We start from the raw sequence: 17,603 nt of genomic DNA on the forward strand, positions 1-17,603 counted from the left end.
GCCCAGCGGCGCTCCTCAGCTTAGCCGGAGGACGCAAGCAGCTGGGGCTTTGCAGCCAATGGGGCGTCTATGCCAGCGTAAGGGGAGCGGAAGGCCGTGCCAGACTCTAGGAAAATTGCTTCCCGAAAAGCTTAAGCCGCTAATTTGGCAGCGGTCTCGGAGCGCTTCAAATAGGCAGCGTCGCGCATCAAATGCCCGTGAAACCGGTACGAAACCGGACTGGTGGAGCACAATGAGCCAGTGCCCGACAGCTGACAGGCTTGGCGGTCGACTCCAGAAGCGCCAGGAACGACGCTGAATGCACTCTGTCCGATCGCCCACTCACGCCATTCGCCAGTTATTACCTTTGCCAGATGCCCTGCACCTTGTTCAGGCTATTCGAATCGCCGTTCAGTAATGCTTGGACTTCGACTCGCGGAGAGAGCAGGCCGTTACCTCAGCGAATTGTGCACGGCCAGTCCATCATGATTAACTTCCTTGGCTGGGACGGGTTTGCATAAAGCAAATCGAAACCACCGAGGGCTTACAAAACTGGCAAGCCAATAGAGATAACTGGGTAGCGATTTTTTAGCGACTATTTACACGAACAACTTCCTGCATCTTTCGAAAAGTGGTATCCGCATCCACAAACTTCAACGCCGCAATGCGGAATGCTTTTTGAACCTCAAATAGGCTCCTTCTTTCACGCGGGGCGTTTCTAACGGTCGAGAAGGTTCCAGCCGCAGGTAAATTATTCAAGAGATGCGATGCGGCCACCTTGAGCTCCGCAGCACCGGCCTTATTCTCAAGCTCACGCTTGCCAGCATATGCCCTAATGCAATCCAGCGAATACAGCAATTTGTCTAAGCGCAAAAAACCGTCGACTTGATCACTCAATGAACGTACAGCAAGTGACATCGCCTTTTCAAAATTTCCAGCACGTGCCTCCACCACCGACCATTCGACAAAGAAACCCCTTTGTGACTTGAGCGCATCGCTGTAGCCTCCCAACTTCGTGCTGAGTTCTTGGGCGTATCTGCGCGCCGTGGCAAGCTCACCGTTCTCGCGCATTGTCGTTAGCATTGAAACCCGCGGTTCCAGATACGACGGACCTCCATCAATTGCACCTCGGCCGGCAGCACGGGCCGCAGCACCCGTCAGGCGGCGTGACAGCATGTACGCCGCCCGGTATTCATCGTGTTCGTACTCGCGAGAGAAGCGTAACTGTGCTCCAGCCTTTGCGATTGAACGAGCAACGTCAGGCAACTCATCTTCTTTTTTGAGAATTTGGACGATTGCATCAGCAATTGAAGGGTGTCGGACGTATACCTTATCGCCAATCCGCGAGATTCCTATCTCGCGCCCGAGCGGCTCTACAACCATGCGCAAGACGTCTGTGCTGCGAATATCAGCCATTTGGCCTAGAACAGATAGACTTATGCCGCCGCCAAATTCCTCTTCTCTGTCCCAGGCTACCTGCGTTACCGCCACCGCGCTCAAGAGGTATCGAAAGCTGACTCCACGAATGGTTAATTTAGCAACTTTTGCCATCAGTTCGGAGACGCGATCGAGAAGACCGTCGCCGCTCCACAGTTGCAGGACGGAACCAAAAAGCGAACCACCATGTTGTGAGGACCCAGCCTTCTCAATGGCGTTGGTAATATCATCAGAACTCCTACCTCTTAGCACGGTGGGCACAACGTCCTGGACGAGCCAGACCTCAGAAAGTAACTCGGAATCTGATCTGCCAAACTGCTCAAACTCCAAAACATCAATGTCAGAAAGTCTCGCACGGCGCATAGCACCCGAATAGAGATAAGATGAGTGGAGTGCAGCGATCCAAATTATAACTCCGCCGGAGGCCACCGAGTTGAGCCCCCCTGAGTCGACGATTTGGCCCAGGACGAGATCAGCATCATCCACGAAAATAAGAGTTAGGGCATTGTTCTCGCGGAGATACTGTATCCACGCAGGTGTGACGCGAGGGGCTCCAGGGTTTCGGTGCAAAATTACAGCCTCTGGATAATTCTCGCTGGCATCGAGGGCAAGTTGCCGCAAAGCTGTGGATTTCCCCTCCCCAGCAGGCGCAGCCAGCACAATCAAGCCCGATCTGGACTCGTCAACCCTCCCATTTAGCAAAGCAGCCGCTTTTTTAGTGTTGTGCAGTCGGGGCATTAGAGCTGCTGTAGGCCAAGTTGGCTGAGTTCCCTGGACGTAGTTCAGGAGATCATCCCTGCCAAGATGATCCGTGTCATCCACCGGGACGGACCAGCCCATTGGGACCTCCCGATCGACCCGTCCTACTGTTCCAATGCTGGATAGAACGGAAGTAAAGAACTCCTCAGCATCGATTCCGTAGTAGATAGAAACGCCCGCAGCCCCGTCTATCGCAGTTAATATTGGATGGGCGGATTTTGTTTCGGCACCGCCGAACTGCAGCCAGACAACTTCGGTTTCCAATGATGAAAGACGACCATCTTTCATCATGGAAATCAGCGCCCTCGTGAATGAGTCTTCCCACCCTCCGTAGCCGACCACCACTAACAACGATTTTTCTAAGACCCTGGCAATCATTTGTTCTACCTGTGGACGTTCAGTTGCTAGTTGTTGCCCTGTACTGAGCGTGGCGCTCGACTCCCAGAACCCATGTAGATGGACGATAGGCAGGGTTCCGTAAAGGGCGTCCAATTGGAAGGCCGCCTTGCCGGCGACGGCGACCGTGACCGTTTGAATGCTGTGTATCCTGCACGCGACCTCAGATAAGGAGTCGAAATTGGTGGTCAGGATTGCCCCCACCTGTTGTCTGGGTATCGCGGCCACAAGCTGGCCAAGGCGTTCCTGCGCCCGAGGAAGCTCCCAGTCTTCGTCGTCAACGCCCCCAGACGAAGTAATCTTTGATTTCGCCGAGTCTTTGATGGCCTTCAGCACGCCCTTACGAATAGCAGCCGCTAGCCCTCGGTCTCCGCGCCGCTGCTTCAACTCATGTGACACCGCCAGATACTTCTGCTCTGCAGTCTGATCCTGGAGTTTCACCCTCAGTGCCTTCGCGGAGGCACCCAGTTCATCAAAGAAGATCTCGACCATGGCTGCAGTGGAAGGCACCTGAGGCAAGCTGATGCCCGAACCGGTGAGGAACACGATTCTTCGGTCGGCTTCCTCTTTGATCGCGTAGGAAAGCCGATCAACTGCCTGCTCCATGTAATCGGTCAATGCAACTCATTTCATCCAACGAAAAGTCTTATGTATTTTCGCACGGACATTGCTTTGTTACGCAGGAGGACGCGCGGCATTTCGTGCCGTCAATGGAAGGATCATTTTCGTTGGGCAACAAAGCATCTGGCCAAGCCCTATCCGCCCCTGACTCGCTGCTTCCTGCATCCCAAACGCCCACCATCCCGAAGCCCCCTGTTGCCTCACGTCAAAAGGTCCGGGAAGCATGATTCGTTGCCTCATGTGAAGGTCCGTTTCAGGGCCGGGTGGACCATACGCCGGCACCGGCACCGGCCGGGCCCGCAGAGGCCGCAACTCCAGGCTCGTCACAATGCCCGCCGGGCAGAATCCCGGTGCCACCCTGTCAGGACGAGCTCATAAAGGATCCGGACCTTCTCAACACGGCCGCCCTGGGGTAGCACGGGTCTTGATCAGCGTGACCGCCCTGCGCTAGCTGATCGTCAAACCCATCCCTCAAGGATGTCCGTAACCAACCCCACCCGGACCATTTCCATGAGCCAACCCACCCCCTTGACTCACACCCCCACCTTCCCTAGACTTTTCATAAAGCAGAATCTAAATTCCACAAAGCGGAAACTAAAGCCAACTACCAAGGCGGCAGCCAAGCTTCCCGGAAGATAGATCAAAGCCCCTCCTCGGAAGGACCTACGATGACGTACACAGTGAACTGCTCCATCCTCCTGACGGAGCTGCCCTTGCTCGAGCGCCCCGCGGCCGCGAAGGCAGCCGGTTTTGACGCCGTCGAGTTCTGGTGGCCCTTCGAGACCTCCGTCCCCAGCGACGCACAAGTTGCCGAGTTTGAAACCGCCATCAAGGACGCCGGAGTTCAGCTCACGGGCCTGAACTTCAACGCTGGCAACATGCCCGGCGGCGACCGCGGCCTTGTGTCCTGGAAGGGACGTTGCTCCGAGTTCAAGGACAACATCGACGTCGTAGCAGGCATCGGTGAGCGCCTGGGCTGCAAGGCCTTCAACGCCCTCTACGGAAACCGCCAGGACGAGTTCACCCCTGAAGAGCAGGACGAACTCGCGGCAAAGAACCTCGCCGCGGCAGCTGAAGGCGTCGCCCGCATCGGCGGCACCGTCCTCCTCGAACCGGTCAGCGGCGCACCCAAGTACCCGCTCCTCACCGCCGAAGACGCACTCAAGGTCATCGCCCGCGTCAAGGCAGAATCCGGTGCGCAGAACATCAAGCTCCTCGCCGACTTCTACCACCTGGCAGTCAACGGCGACGACGTCGAATCCGTCATCGAGAACCACGCCAAGGACTTCGGCCACATCCAGATCGCCGACAACCCCGGCCGCGGCGCTCCCGGAACCGGCACGCTCCCCCTCGGCGAATGGATCGCCCGCAGCCGCGAACTCGGCTACAACGGCTACATCGGCCTCGAGTACAAGGAACCGCAGGAATCGGCTTTCAGCTGGGCCATCCGCCAGCGCGCCAACGCCAACTAACGCACGACGGCGGCACCCGCCAAAGAGGCTGACTCGCCATCCAGCACACCTGAGCTAAAAAGACTTTCAGAAAGAGAACCACAATGAGCAACGTTGCAGTCATCGGACTCGGAATCATGGGCCTCCCCATGGCCATCAACCTCGTCAAGGCCGGCCACACGGTCACCGGTTTCAACCGCAGCCAGGACAAGATCGACAAGCTCGTCTCCGAGGGCGGCCAGGGTGCCACCAGCATCGCGGACGCAGTCAAGGACGCCGACGTCGTCATCACCATGGTCCCGGACTCCCCCGATGTTGAGGGTGTAGTCAGCGGCAAGGACGGCGTCTTCGCCAACGCGAAGAAGGGCGCCATCTGGATCGACGCATCCAGCATCCGCCCGGACGTCGCCAAGCGCCTGTCGGATGACGCAGTCGCAGCCGGCATCCGCCCGCTCGACGCTCCCGTATCCGGTGGCGAACAGGGCGCCATCGACGCCGTCCTGTCCATCATGGTCGGCGGCGAAGCTGCAGACTTCGAGGCAGCACAGGAAGTCCTCAACGCAGTGGGCAAAACCATCGTCCACGTCGGCCCGTCCGGCTCCGGCCAGACCGTCAAGGCAGCCAACCAGCTGATCGTGGCCGTCAACATCCAGGTCCTCGGCGAAGCCATCGCCTTCCTTGAGGCCTACGGCGTAGACACCGACGCAGCACTGAAGGTCCTCGGCGGCGGCTTGGCCGGCTCCAAGGTCCTCGACCAGAAGGGTCAGAAGATGCTCGACCGCAACTTCGACCCCGGCTTCCGTCTGGCCCTCCACCACAAGGACCTCGGCATCGTCACCTCCGCAGCCCGCGAAGCCAACGTCGCTGTCCCGCTCGGCGCAGTCGTCGCCCAGCTCGTCGCCGCAACCGTCAACCAGGGCGACGGCGGCCTCGACCACTCGGGCCTCTTCAAGCAGGTCCTCCAGCTCAGCGGCCGGAAGTAAGCACCCCCGGCAAAAGCCGGCAAAGCAACACAAGCAGGGAACCCGCCGTCGTACTTAAACGACGGCGGCTCCCTCACCACACCCAAAAACACCACAGACTTCGCCCGAAAGGGCAAAAAACAAGGAGTACACCATGGCTAAGATGCGCACCGTTGATGCGGCAGTCGCCATCCTGGAAAAGGAAGGCGCCACCGAGGCTTTCGGCCTGCCAGGCGCAGCGATCAACCCCTTCTACTCGGCAATGCGTGCCCACGGCGGCATCCGCCACACGCTGGCCCGCCACGTTGAAGGCGCCAGCCACATGGCTGACGGTTACAGCCGCGCTGCTGATGGCAACATCGGCATCTGCATCGGAACTTCGGGCCCCGCTGGCACGGACATGATCACCGGCCTGTACGCAGCATGGGCAGATTCCATCCCCATGCTCTGCATCACCGGCCAGGCACCCGTTGCCAAGCTGCACAAGGAAGACTTCCAGGCCGTGGACATCGAGTCCATCGCCAAGCCGTTGACCAAGTTCGCCATGACCATCCTGGAGCCGGGCCAGGTTCCCGGCGCGTTCCAGAAGGCTTTCCAGCTGATGCGTTCGGGTCGCCCGGGCCCGGTTCTGCTGGACCTGCCCATCGACGTTCAGATGGCCGAGATCGAGTTCGACATCGACGCCTACGAACCCCTGCCGGTGGAGAAGCCCAAGGCTTCCCGCAAGCAGCTGGAAAAGGCTTTGGATCTGCTGACCGCAGCCCAGCACCCGCTGATCGTTGCCGGTGGCGGCGTCATCAACGCCGGCGCTTCGGCCCAGTTGGTTGAACTGGCCGAGATCCTGAACGTTCCCGTTATCCCCACGCTGATGGGTTGGGGCGCCATCCCGGACGACCACCAGCTGATGGCCGGTATGGTTGGCCTGCAGACCTCGCACCGCTACGGCAACGAGACGTTCCTGCAGAGCGACTTCGTGATCGGCATCGGCAACCGTTGGGCCAACCGCCACACCGGCGGCCTGGACACCTACACGGCCGGCCGTAAGTTCGTTCACATCGACATTGAGCCGACCCAGATCGGTCGCGTTTTCTCGCCGGACTTGGGCATTGCGTCCGACGCCGGTGCGGCGCTGGACGGTCTGTTGGAGCTGGCCCGCGAACGCCAGGCCGCCAAGACCCTGCCGGACTACTCGGGTTGGGTTGCCGAGTGCCAGGAGCGCAAGGGCTCCCTGCACCGCAAGACCAACTTCGACAACGTGCCCATCAAGCCGCAGCGCGTGTACCAGGAGATGAACAAGGCCTTCGGCCGCGACACCACCTACGTGTCCACCATTGGTCTCTCACAGATCGCCGGCGCACAGATGCTGCACGTGTTCGGTGCCCGCAAGTGGATCAACGCTGGCCAGGCCGGCCCGCTGGGTTGGACCGGTCCCGCCGCACTGGGCGTGGTTCGTGGAACTCCGGACGCCACTGTTGTTGCCCTGTCCGGTGACTACGATTTCCAGTTCATGATCGAGGAACTGGCCGTTGGCGCACAGTTCAACCTGCCGTACATCCACGTTGTGGTGAACAACAGCTACCTGGGCCTGATCCGTCAGAGCCAGCGCGGCTTCAACATGGAACAGAACGTTTCCCTGGCCTTCGAGAACATCAACTCCACTGATCTCTCTGCGAACGCAGCGGGCTACGGTGTTGACCACATCAAGGTTGCTGAGGGCTTGGGCGTCAAGGCCATCCGCGTTGAGGACCCCAACGATCTGCCTGCCGCCTTCGACAAGGCCAAGGCACTGATGGGCGAGTTCAAGGTTCCCGTGGTTGTTGAAGTGATCCTGGAAAAGATCACCAACATCTCCATGGGCGTTGAAATCAGCGGCGTGAACGAATTCGAAGAGTTGGCAGAAACCGCGGCGGACGCACCCACCGCGATCCTGACCAAAGCGTAAGTAAGTAAAGGAAGGAGGCACCGGAATGCGTGTTGTCATCGCCCCGGACAAATTCAAGGGCTCGCTGTCCGCGCCCGACGTCGCCGAGCACCTGGCAACAGGCCTGCAGGCGGGGTTCGGCCACGGCATTGAGGCAACACGCATTCCGGTGGCCGACGGCGGCGAAGGAACCATCGACGCCGCCATCGGCTCCGGCTTCACCCGCCGGACCACCACCGTCACCGGCCCGCTCGGCGATCCGGTGAAGGCCGACTTTGCAGTGCGGGACCAGGAAGCTGTCATCGAAATGGCGGCAGCTTCCGGTCTCGCCCTCCTGCCGGGCGGCCCCACGTCTGAAACGGCAAAAGCGGCCACCAGCATCGGCACGGGCGAACTCATCCGCGCCGCGCTGGACCTCGGCTGCCGCAAGATCATCCTGGGTGTGGGCGGCAGCGCCAACACCGACGCCGGCGCTGGAGTCCTGCAGGGTCTCGGCGCCGTGTTCCTGGACAAGGACGGCAATGAGCTCCCCGGCGGCGGTGCCGCCCTCGCGGACATCGACACCATCGACTTCTCCAACTTCGACGTCCGCGTTGAGGCCACGGAGTTCGTGTTGGCGTCCGACGTCGACAATCCCCTTTTGGGGGCCAGCGGAGCCCCAGCCATCTTCGGTCCGCAGAAGGGCGCGACGCCGGACGACGTCACCGAACTGGACGCGGCACTGAACCACTTCGTCGACGTTCTCGCAGCAGCAACCGGCCAGCAGGCCAGAAGCGCAGCGAAGGCACCGGGCGCTGGAGCCGCAGGCGGCGTTGGCTACATTGCCATCGCGGCACTGAAGGCAGAGCGGCGGCCGGGCATCGACGTCGTGCTTGAATTCACGGAACTGGAAGAACGGCTGAAGGGCGCCGATCTGGTGATCACCGGAGAAGGCAGCCTGGACGAGCAAAGCCTGCTCGGCAAGACGCCCATGGGTGTCTCGCGCGCCGCGCAAAGGAACGGGGTTCCCGTGATCGCAGTGTGCGGCCGGAGTACCCTGAGCCGGGAACAACTCACGGATGCCGGCTTCCATACGGTCCACGCACTGACCGATCTGGAAAAAGATGTCCAAAAATGTATCGCTGAAGCAGGTCCGTTGCTTGAACAATTAGGTAGGCACATAGGCGTGTACCTGGCAGAACGGACCGAAAACAAGGAGTACCTCAATGTCTGAAGCAATCGGCGCCTATGACCTCGTTATCCGGGGCCAGCGCATCCTGACCACCGCAGGCCTCGCAGCACGCGAAGTTGGCATCCGCGACGGCGTCATCGTCGCCATCGAACCCCTGGGCAACGGCCTGACGGGCGACGAGGTCATCGAACTCGCAGACGACGAAACCCTCATCCCCGGTCTGGTGGACACCCACGTCCACGTCAACGAGCCCGGCCGCACCGAGTGGGAAGGCTTTGCCTCCGCCACCCGTGCCGCAGCTGCCGGTGGCGTCACCACCATCATCGACATGCCGCTGAACAGCATCCCGCCCACCACCAGCGTGGACGGCTTGGAGCAGAAGCGTGTGGTCGCCAAGGACCAGGCGTTCGTGGACGTCGGATTCTGGGGCGGTGCCATCCCTGGCAACAAGAGCGACCTCCGCCCGCTGCACGACGAAGGCGTCTTCGGGTTCAAGTGCTTCCTCCTGCACTCCGGCGTGGACGAGTTCCCGCACCTCGATGCAGACGAGATGGAAGAGGACATGAAGGAACTCAAGTCCTTCGACTCCCTCATGATCGTCCACGCCGAGGACTCCCACGCGATCGACCGCGCCCCGCACCCGGGCGGCGACCACTACGAGACCTTCCTGGCCTCCCGCCCCCGCGGTGCCGAGAACAAGGCCATCGCCGAGGTCATCGAACGTGCCCGCTGGACCGGCGCCCGCGCCCACATCCTGCACCTCTCCTCCTCGGACGCGCTGCCGATGATCGCTTCGGCAAAGCGCGACGGCGTCAACCTCACCGTTGAGACGTGCCCGCACTACCTGACGCTTATGGCCGAAGAAATCCCGGACGGCGCCACGGCCTACAAGTGCTGCCCGCCGATCCGCGAGGCCTCCAACCGCGAGCTCCTCTGGAAGGGCCTGCAGGACGGCACCATCGACTGCATCGTCTCGGACCACTCCCCCTCCACGCTGGACCTCAAGGACCTGGAAAACGGCGACTTCGCTGTTGCCTGGGGTGGCGTTTCCTCGCTGCAGCTGGGCCTGTCCCTGATCTGGACCGAAGCCCGCCACCGCGGCATCCCGCTGGAGCAGGTCGTGTCCTGGATGGCCGAGAAGCCCGCCGCCCTGGCCCGCCTGCACAACAAGGGCCAGCTCGCCTTGGGCTACGACGCCGACTTCTCCATCTTCGCCCCGGACGAAGCCTTCGTTGTGGACGTCACCAAGCTCAAGCACAAGAACCCGATCACGCCGTACGACGGCCGTCCGCTGGCCGGCGTCGTCCGCAAGACGTACCTGCGCGGCACCCCGATCGACGGCCAGAACCCCGGCGGCAAGCTGCTCCGCCGCGGCAACGTTTAGGCCTACCGCCATGGCAGTCAATGCCTACGGGCCACCGCCGTCCCGCGGCTTCGCCTCGCGCGGGGCCGCGGGCCGGCGGGCTGGCTTGAATGATCGCAACGGCCTGACCGCACACGGCCTGGCCCTCTGGGTCAACCCGGCCGAGGGCGACGAGATCGATCCTGCAGTCTGGGAGCGGGCAGCACGCCTTGTGCTGGCCCGCGCCATGAAACTTGCCCCGGATGCGGAAGTCCGCATCTGGCCCGCCCCCGGGGCAGAGCACTCCGGCGTCGGCGACACTTCCTGGGGCGGCACTCCGCAGGAAGCCGCCGACGCCGGTACCAACGGCTCACTCTCGCTCGCCGATGCCCTCGCGGACGCGCGTTCGGAAGCTGCTTCCGACGGCGGCGACCGCACCGCAGCGGGCGACAGCACCGCCGTCGAGCCCGTAACGTTGGCGAGCCGCCGCAGCCAACTTGCGGTGGACCTCGCCGCTGAAGTAGTCCTGCTGGATGGGGAGCCCGTTTCCTTTACTGGCATGGAATACAAGCTGCTGCGCTACCTCGTGGTGAACTGCTCGCGGGCCATCAGTCGTGAAGAATTGCAACGCTTCCTGGAGTCATTTGACCTTCCGGGCGCGGCATTTCGCTCGATCGACGTTTATGTTGGAAGGGTGCGGCGGAAGCTAGGCTCCGCCCGACACACCGTCGCCACCGTCCGTGGTGGCGGCTACCAGTTCGTGCCAGGCCCTTATGCCACAGTGCGCGGACCTGCGGAATACAGCATCTGATTTCGCTGTTCTACTTCATTGACTTCGTTCTTTGAATGATCGCTGTTGTTTGAAATGACCGCCGGTGCATACCGGTTGAATGTAAAGGATCGCCATGACCCAGAAACTCCTCGTCGGAACGCAAGCACCTGACTTCGCGCTTCTCGACGCCGACGGCACCAAGGTCTCGCTGTCCGACTACCGCGGACGCAACGTCATTGTGTACTTCTACCCGAAGGCAGCCACTCCCGGCTGCACCACCGAGGCCTGCGATTTCCGCGACAACCTCGCCAGCCTGCAGGGCAAGGGCTACGACGTTATCGGGATCTCCCCGGACGGCCCCGAAGCCCTCGCCAAGTTCACGGGCGAGTTCGCCCTGACCTTCCCACTCCTCTCCGACGAAGACCACGCCGTGGCCCTCGCCTACGGTGCCTGGGGCGAAAAGCTGGTTGACGGCGAAATCGTCGAAGGCCTGGTCCGCTCCACGGTTGTGCTCGACGGCGAAGGCACCGTGAAGCTCACCCAGTACCAGGTCAGCGCACAGGGCCATGTCCAGGCGCTGAAAGAAGAACTGGGCGTCTAAACCCTCTCTCACCTAACTGCACAAATCATGTAACGCCCGCCCACTTTTGTGAGCGGGCGTTTCATGTGTCGTGACTAAACGTGACAAATACCCAGCATCATTAGTTAATGGAGCCATGGTCTCTTCCTCACCCGTGCGCCACGCCGTCGTTGTCGAAGATGACGCTGACATCCGCGGCCTCCTCGTCCTTGTCCTCGAGCAGCTCGATTTCGTGGTGACCGAAGCCCCGGACGGCCTGTCCGGCGTCGAGGCCGTCCGCAGCACCAATGCGGAACTGGTGACGCTGGACATCAACCTCCCGGACATCGATGGCATGGAAGTGTGCCGCCGTCTCCGGGAATTCTCCGACGCCTATATCCTCATGCTCACGGCACGGGCCGATGAGATCGACCGGCTCAACGGCCTGGACATCGGCGCTGACGACTACATCAACAAGCCCTTCAGCCCCAAGGAACTCCAGGCCCGCATCCGCGCCCTGTTCCGCAGGGCCCGCACCCCCGCCGCGCCAGCCGAGGACACCCGCCAGACGGACGAACTCGAGCGCGCTGCCGTGGTGCAGCAGAGCCTCCTGCCGCGAGAAACAGTCCGCCTTGAGGGATACGACGTCGCCGGCGCCTTCCGCCCGTCGCGCAGCGTCGGCGGGGACTTCTACGACTGGTACCAAACCCGGGACGGCATGCACCTGACCTTCGCGGACGCCATGGGCAAGGGCATGGGCGCGGCACTGATCGCGGCCACCGTCCGGGCCGTGATGCGTTCGGTGGCAGACACCCCGGCCATCGACACCGCCTTCGGCTCGGCCAGCGCCACCATCACCTCGGACCTGGACCAGTCCGGCTCCTTCGCCACCATGTTCCACGCGCGGCTGGACGCTGCCTCCGGAAAGCTCAGCTACATCGACGCCGGCCACGGCCTTGCGCTGCACATCCCGGCTGAGGGCGCGGCGCAGCGGCTCGTTTCCGCCGGCCCGCCGGTGGGCATCCTCGACGGACAGCACTGGCCTGCCGCTGAGCTCCACCTGGAGCCCGGAGACTCACTGGTGATCGTCAGCGACGGAGTGCTGGATGCCCACGCATCCCTTGAAGACTTCATCCGGAACGTGGAGAAGACGGCGCGGATCCAGGGCACCTCAGAGGACATCTGCGCCGCGCTCCTCGAACTGGCACCTGCCGCAACAGCGGAAGACGACGTGACCGCCGTCGTCGTTCGCCGTCAACCCGGCAACCGGAACTAAAGTACAAAAAGGGGGATTGTGACACGTTTCTGGACCCGGCTCCTGGTTGTCCTGACAGTCATTCTGGGCGTCAACTATGTGGCGTGGCGTTGGATGGCGTCGCTGAACTGGGACGCGTGGTGGATCGCCGTTCCGTTGGTGATCGCTGAGACGTACAGCCTCATCGACGTGATGCTCTTCGGGCTGACGGTGTGGAACCTCAAGATCCGCAAGCCACCGCCCCCGGCCCCGGCCGACGCGACCGTGGACGTTTTCATCACCACCTACAACGAGCCGCTGGACCTGGTGATGACCACGGCCCTCGCCGCCAAGGACATCCGCTGGCCGCACAGCACATGGATACTCGACGACGGCGATCGCCCCGAGATGCGCCACCTCGCCGAGTCGAACGGGATCGGGTACGTGACGCGGGGCGCCGACTGGACACCGGACATGCCGCGGCATGCCAAAGCAGGCAACTTGAACAACGCGCTCATGGTCACCTCGGGCGAATACCTGTTGATTCTCGACGCCGACCAGATCCCCGAGCCGGACATCCTGGACAAGACGCTGGGCTACTTCAACGACGACCGCGTGGCGTTGGTCCAAACCCCGCAGTACTTCATCAACGTCCCCGCCGATGATCCCCTGGGCAGCCAGGCACCACTCTTCTATGGGCCCATCCAGCAGGGCAAGGACGGCTGGAACGCTGCGTTCTTCTGCGGCTCCAACGCGATCCTACGCCGGGAAGCCCTCATGCAGCTGGGACTCGTGGGCTACGTCAAAGCCACGGAGAAGAGCGTGCGCCGGGCCCTCGCTGCGTCCCGATCGGCCATCAAAAAAGCCCGCCGCTCCGAAGAGGCCCGGAACCCGCTGGTGGAGCAGATGCTCAACGAAGTGGAGGCCGCCACCAACGCAGCCCAGCAGGAACTCGAAGCGCGGGTATCCCTCAGCGAGATCACGTACCGCGTACGCCGCAAAGTGGACGAAGCCGTGCGCACCCTCGTGGCCGCCGACTTCTCCGCGCTCCAGTCCGACCTTGAAGAGATTGCCGCGATGGAACTGGCCCACGTCGGCGAGTCCGGCGTGACAACTGTGGCGAGTGACGCCGTCGACCGTATGTCCGGCCGCGACTGGTCCCCTTTGGGTGCGCTCGAGTCGGTCCACGCCGTCCTGGACGCCATTTCCGTGGAACGCACCGACGAAGCGCAGCCGATCATGCCGCTGGCCACCATCTCGGTCACCGAGGACATGGCCACGGCAATGCGGATCCACTCGCTGGGCTGGAAGAGCGTCTACCACCACGAAATCCTGGCCAACGGATTGGCACCCGAGGACCTCAAGACCATGCTCACCCAGCGCCTCCGTTGGGCCCAAGGCACCATGCAGGTCCTCCTCCGCGAAAATCCCCTGGTACAGCCCCGGCTCTCCTGGGGCCAGCGGCTCATGTACTTCTCCACCATGTGGAGCTACCTGAGCGGTTTCGCGGCCGTGGTGTACTTCGCTGCGCCCATCATTTACCTGACGCTCGGCATCCTGCCGGTGAGCAGCCTGAGCTTCGACTTCTTCATCCGGTTCATCCCGTTCATGGTGGTGAACCAATTGCTCTTTGTGGTCGCCGGGCACGGCATCCCCACGTGGCGCGGGCAGCAGTACAGCCTGGCGCTGTTCCCCACCTGGATCAAGGCCTGCACGACGGCGGCCAGGAACGTTTGGTTCGGACGTCCCCTCGGGTTTGCGGTCACCCCCAAGGCCCGGCAGAACGGTGGGCCGAGTTGGAGCCTCATCCGGCCGCAGATCATAGTGGCCGTGTTGTTGGCCATCGCACTGGTTGTGGGGATCGCCCGCCTTTTGACCGGCCTTTCGGAGCCACTGGGAACGCTGGTGAATGTTGCGTGGGTAGCGTTCGACCTGGTGGTCCTGAGCGTGTTGGTCAAGGCAGTTTTGTACAAAGGTTTTGTGCCTGAAGATGGTGGGCTGGAGCGCCCCGAAGAAAGGAATGCAGATGCAGTTTAGCTATGAGGTCAAGGACGCCTACGCGGAAGTGAAGAGCGTTGGACGCCTGAACATGGTGGCCGCGCCCAAACTCCGCGAAGTAGTGAACGAAGTAGTAGCCGGAGGGTCCAGCCGGGTAGTGGTCAACCTCGCCGAAACCGACTTCATGGACTCCTCCGGACTCGGTGCGCTCATCGGGTGCCTCAAAGCAGCCCGGCAGGCAGGCGGCGACCTCCGCATCTCCGGCGTCCAGCCCCAGGTCAAGATGGTCCTGGAACTCACCAACATGGACCGGGTGCTCACGGCGTACCCCTCAGCCGAGGAAGCGTTCGGCGATGACTGAAGTCATCGCCCGCCGCGGCTTCCATGGGCCATCCAATGAGGACGCGATCGAGGCGATCCACAATGAGCTGGACGCCCTCTGGGACGATGCCTCCTTTGTGCCCGATATGGATCGGATGACCTTTGCCACCGCACTCATCGAGGCTGCCGCCAACATCGTGCAGCACGCGCTCCCCGTGGCAGAGAAGCCAGTGGAGATCGACGTGGACATCAGCGTCCGCCCCACCCGGCTGGTGGCCCGGGTCAGTGCCCACAACGCCCGGGAGCCGTTCGCGAGCGACATGCAAGCCTCGATGCCCGACTCCGAAGCCGAATCCGGGCGCGGACTCGCTTTGATCGAGGCGCTGGTGACCACGGTGACGTTCGAGCGCCAGGACGGAACCAACACCTGGATCCTCACCCGCGACACCTGATCCTCTCTCACCCCTGACGCCTTTGAGCGGAACGCCCTCTCACCTCCCGCCCCCTCAAACCGAACGCCCTCTCACCTCCCACCCCCTCAAACCGAACGCCCTCTCACCGCCCACCCCCTCAAACCGAACGCCCTCTCACCTCCCACCCCCTCAAGCGGGACCCTCTCTCACCTGCACGGGTTGTTCTGCCCATCGCGCGGAGCAACGCAACATGAAAGCATTCGGTGAGATCCGCCGTCGAGCACTTAATGAAACTGGGGACGAAATGAACCGCCGCATGGACCGTAACCTTAGGGCGCTGGTCGCTGCCCTGGCGGTGGTGACTGTTGCTGCAGGCTGCAGTGACACCCCCGACGGGCCCACGCGGGAGCCCAGCAGCGCGCCGCCGGTCACTGCCGAACCGGCTCCCGTGGCAGAAAGCGTCGCGAAGTACAACGCCCTGACCGCCGACCTTGTTGCCGCCTTGGAAACGAAGATGCCGGACATCTCCTGGGCTGTCGATGATCCGGCGCGTATGAGCCGCGCCCAAGACGGTAGATGCATGCTTTCGCCGCGGAGCATGAAAAGCAGCGCTGACATCGTGGAGCCATCCAGGCACTTTGAGGACGTTTTCGCCGTATCGGATCCTGTCCTGAGAGAGCACGGCTTCCCTTTATTCGATGGCATCGACCCCGTGGCGGGCGGCTGGGTGGTCACACGCAGCACTGACGCTGCGGGTGCCACGGTGACCATCCGATCTAAGTTCCCGGCTTATCTGGACGTCACCGTTCCGGTTAAGTCCGAGAATTGCGATATCAACGAAATTCCTGAGGGGGACAGGTAAATGCCGGGATTTTACGGAGCTGACATTGAACAATTGCGTGCACTGGCAAAGACGATGTCGCGGCACTCGGAACGGATGACCTCCCTGTCCACGGAGCTGGGTCACCTCATCAGCAATGCGCGGTGGGATGGCCGGGACGCTGTGATGTTCCGGGCTTCGTGGGACTCCGAACACCGACCCATGCTCAAGAAGATCTCCAGCGAACTGCAGACCCAGGCCAAAGAACTGATCCGCAACGCAGATGAGCAGGACAAGTCCAGTTCGGGCGCTCCCGGTTCTGATCATTCCGGGCGGGGCGACTCGAACCCTCCCGGCGACCCCGGCCCGCTGAATCCGGACACTCCCGACGTCGATGTCCCCGGCGATGTGCGCGACGACCCGAATGCGGGCGACCCCAGTGACATCAACCAAGGACAGATCGGCGATTGCTGGCTGCTGGCCGGGATCGGCTCGGTGGCGCAGGTTCTGGAGCGTGAAGGAAAGCTCGACGAATTCCTTGAAGAACACATGCGCCCCGTGGGCGATCCGCCAACCCACTGGGTGGTCACGCTCTACGAGGACGGCGAACCCGTGGAAGTTACTGTGGAGGCCAAGTCAACTGAGGGCGGTGTCCGAGGCGCGGACGGTGAACCTAACTGGCTCTCCATCTACGAGCGCGCGGCCGCTGAGCACCGCGGCGGATCCTACGACGACATCGACGGCGGGTTCAGCAACGAAGCCATGGAACTGATGACCGGACAGTCCGCCGACAAGGACGGCGAGCTGGACCTGGACGAGATCGAGGACAAGCTCTCCGACGGCAAAGCCATCTCTGTGGGTACCGAAGACGTCAAGGACGACGATTTCGACTGGGTGTGGGAGTCCGATGAAGTCAATCGCACTGACGTCGTGCCGAACCACGCATACATGGTGGTAGACGTGAAAACCAACGACGACGGCGAGAAGGTTATCGTGCTGGCCAACCCTTGGGGTCCATCGGGCGGGTACCTGGAAGACGACGACGATCACAAGTCCGGCACGCTGGAACTGACCGAGGATGAGTACAAAGAAAACTTCGATTCCGTGTACTCCGTGGACGTGAAGTAGGGATGGCCGTGGAACAGCTCGTAACAGTCAAGCAAGGCATGCAGCCCACCTTCGATGGCGTCAAAGTGGGCGTGGTCAAGATCGGTATGGCCGACGGCGCTCCCGCTATCCAGTTCTGGATCCGGACCGCTGAGCAGCAACGGAAACAAGCCTTCCGCGAAGGCCAGTCGGTCACGCTCCCGGGTGCGGGCTTGTTGACGGTCACGTCCATTCAGCCGTCGGACGGTACCACTGCCGGCTCCGCGACGTTAACGTACGACGCCGGTCACGCCACCGATTGACGGTCGGCGCCCAAAGCTGAGAGAGCGTCGACAGAAAA

General features: G+C 62.1%; 14 protein-coding genes and 1 pseudogene. 14 read left to right on the top strand and 1 reads right to left on the bottom strand.

Annotated elements, in window-relative coordinates; translation table 11 throughout:
- Positions 1-567: 567 nt before the first annotated feature.
- Complete coding sequence (locus tag QF015_RS11820; protein WP_429389212.1) at positions 568-3,189, bottom strand: SIR2 family protein; 2,622 nt, start codon at positions 3,187-3,189, stop codon at positions 568-570.
- A 671-nt stretch (positions 3,190-3,860) separates the two neighbouring features.
- Here QF015_RS11820 and QF015_RS11825 point away from each other — a divergent pair.
- From QF015_RS11825 to QF015_RS11890, 14 genes and pseudogenes are all read left to right on the top strand, one after another.
- On the top strand, positions 3,861-4,664 hold the full coding sequence (locus QF015_RS11825) for a hydroxypyruvate isomerase family protein (protein ID WP_429389214.1): 804 nt from the start codon (positions 3,861-3,863) through the stop codon (positions 4,662-4,664).
- A 65-nt stretch (positions 4,665-4,729) separates the two neighbouring features.
- Positions 4,730-5,626, top strand: a pseudogene (locus tag QF015_RS11830) (2-hydroxy-3-oxopropionate reductase); the annotation flags it as partial.
- Positions 5,627-5,759: 133 nt separating this feature from the next.
- Entirely contained in the window at positions 5,760-7,547 is a 1,788-nt protein-coding gene (gcl, locus tag QF015_RS11835; RefSeq protein ID WP_429389216.1) for a glyoxylate carboligase, read from the top strand.
- Between the two features lie 25 nt (positions 7,548-7,572).
- Positions 7,573-8,739 carry a glycerate kinase gene (locus tag QF015_RS11840; protein ID WP_429389217.1) on the top strand — a complete coding sequence of 389 codons (1,167 nt, stop codon included), beginning with the start codon at positions 7,573-7,575 and terminating at the stop codon, positions 8,737-8,739.
- Positions 8,732-10,081, top strand: a complete 1,350-nt coding sequence (allB, locus tag QF015_RS11845) for an allantoinase AllB (protein WP_310210590.1) — start codon at positions 8,732-8,734, stop codon at positions 10,079-10,081. The genes QF015_RS11840 and allB overlap by 8 nt, the downstream gene beginning before the upstream one ends.
- Positions 10,082-10,091: 10 nt before the next feature.
- Positions 10,092-10,850: a winged helix-turn-helix domain-containing protein gene (locus tag QF015_RS11850; RefSeq protein WP_429389219.1), complete on the top strand. Its 759-nt coding sequence runs from the start codon at positions 10,092-10,094 to the stop codon at positions 10,848-10,850.
- 94 nt (positions 10,851-10,944) lie between these two features.
- Complete coding sequence (gene bcp, locus QF015_RS11855) at positions 10,945-11,412, top strand: thioredoxin-dependent thiol peroxidase (protein ID WP_310210596.1); 468 nt, start codon at positions 10,945-10,947, stop codon at positions 11,410-11,412.
- Between the two features lie 115 nt (positions 11,413-11,527).
- Complete coding sequence (locus tag QF015_RS11860) at positions 11,528-12,646, top strand: PP2C family protein-serine/threonine phosphatase (protein ID WP_429389222.1); 1,119 nt, start codon at positions 11,528-11,530, stop codon at positions 12,644-12,646.
- 18 nt (positions 12,647-12,664) lie between these two features.
- Positions 12,665-14,641, top strand: a complete 1,977-nt coding sequence (locus tag QF015_RS11865; protein ID WP_429389224.1) for a glycosyltransferase family 2 protein — start codon at positions 12,665-12,667, stop codon at positions 14,639-14,641.
- Positions 14,631-14,963, top strand: a complete 333-nt coding sequence (locus tag QF015_RS11870) for an STAS domain-containing protein (protein ID WP_310210605.1) — start codon at positions 14,631-14,633, stop codon at positions 14,961-14,963. Before QF015_RS11865 ends, QF015_RS11870 begins: the two co-directional genes overlap by 11 nt.
- On the top strand, positions 14,956-15,375 hold the full coding sequence (locus tag QF015_RS11875; protein ID WP_310210608.1) for an ATP-binding protein: 420 nt from the start codon (positions 14,956-14,958) through the stop codon (positions 15,373-15,375). The genes QF015_RS11870 and QF015_RS11875 overlap by 8 nt, the downstream gene beginning before the upstream one ends.
- Positions 15,376-15,652: 277 nt before the next feature.
- Positions 15,653-16,198 carry a hypothetical protein gene (locus QF015_RS11880; protein ID WP_429389227.1) on the top strand — a complete coding sequence of 182 codons (546 nt, stop codon included), beginning with the start codon at positions 15,653-15,655 and terminating at the stop codon, positions 16,196-16,198.
- Positions 16,199-17,284 (top strand): C2 family cysteine protease, encoded by a 1,086-nt coding sequence (locus QF015_RS11885; protein WP_429389228.1) that lies wholly within the window; start codon positions 16,199-16,201, stop codon positions 17,282-17,284. It abuts the gene before it with no gap.
- A gap of 8 nt (positions 17,285-17,292) precedes the next feature.
- Complete coding sequence (locus QF015_RS11890) at positions 17,293-17,565, top strand: hypothetical protein (RefSeq protein WP_310210615.1); 273 nt, start codon at positions 17,293-17,295, stop codon at positions 17,563-17,565.
- Positions 17,566-17,603 lie beyond the last annotated feature (38 nt).

It is taken from the genome of Paenarthrobacter sp. TE4293, assembly GCF_050435325.1.
Taxonomy (GTDB): Bacteria; Actinomycetota; Actinomycetes; order Actinomycetales; family Micrococcaceae; genus Arthrobacter; species Arthrobacter nitroguajacolicus_C.